Here is a 706-nt window from a genome sequence, read left to right on the forward strand (position 1 = left end):
TAAAATCTCTTGCTGGACTTGTCTTCAATGCCTTTAAAAGTATGGGGAACAAGTCCTCACTCCGGTGGTTAAACCGAAAACAAACTTCACCCAGAAAAAGGTGGAAAGTTTTCCTGGGTACACCTCGAAATGGGTAAAGCCAGTTCTTGGCGTAACTCCAGAAGCCTTCAATTCCGTTGATGTGGTCGCGGCCCTTGGGGCGACCACGCTCCTTACGGACCACCACGTGGTCACCGCGAACCCTCAAGCTCGCGTAAGCCTGCCAATCATCCGTGTAGTAAAGGCTTCCGGGAAGAGTATGCTCACGCACCAATTCGAACACTTCATGCCGGGTTCGCCTATGCAGCGGGAAGGCCTTAACCTGTCCGTTCCGCTTGATGATTCCGAAAACTATGACCTTACCTGCGGCACCCCAGCCCCGCTTGCCCTTGCGGTGGCCACCGAACGAGCTTTCATCGCATTCAAGGCTTCCTTCAAAGGGCTCTCGGCATTCTTCCAGATAGGCGCAGCAGGTGCGGAAGATGCGGTACAAGCGTTCCAGCGCCGGGGCACTCGCCTCCGCCCGGAAGCGTTGCCGAAACACAGGGACGCCATAGACAAAGAGTTCCAACGCCTTGAGCTTTTTGGCTTCGGGAAGGCGGCTAAGTTCCCAGGCGGTTTTCCACGAGTACTTGCTACCGCACCGACGGCATTTGAAACGGCCATC

At 55.2% G+C, this 706-nt stretch carries 1 protein-coding gene; it reads right to left on the reverse strand.

What is annotated here, in order from left to right; translation table 11 throughout:
* A partial coding sequence (locus FVW20_RS17605) for an IS1595 family transposase (protein ID WP_307831634.1) occupies positions 1–583 on the reverse strand: 583 nt, incomplete at its 3' end.
* Between the last annotated feature and the right edge of the window lie 123 nt (positions 584–706).

Origin of the sequence: Nitratidesulfovibrio oxamicus (assembly GCF_015731765.1) — a bacterium.
GTDB lineage: Bacteria > Desulfobacterota > Desulfovibrionia > Desulfovibrionales > Desulfovibrionaceae > Cupidesulfovibrio > Cupidesulfovibrio oxamicus.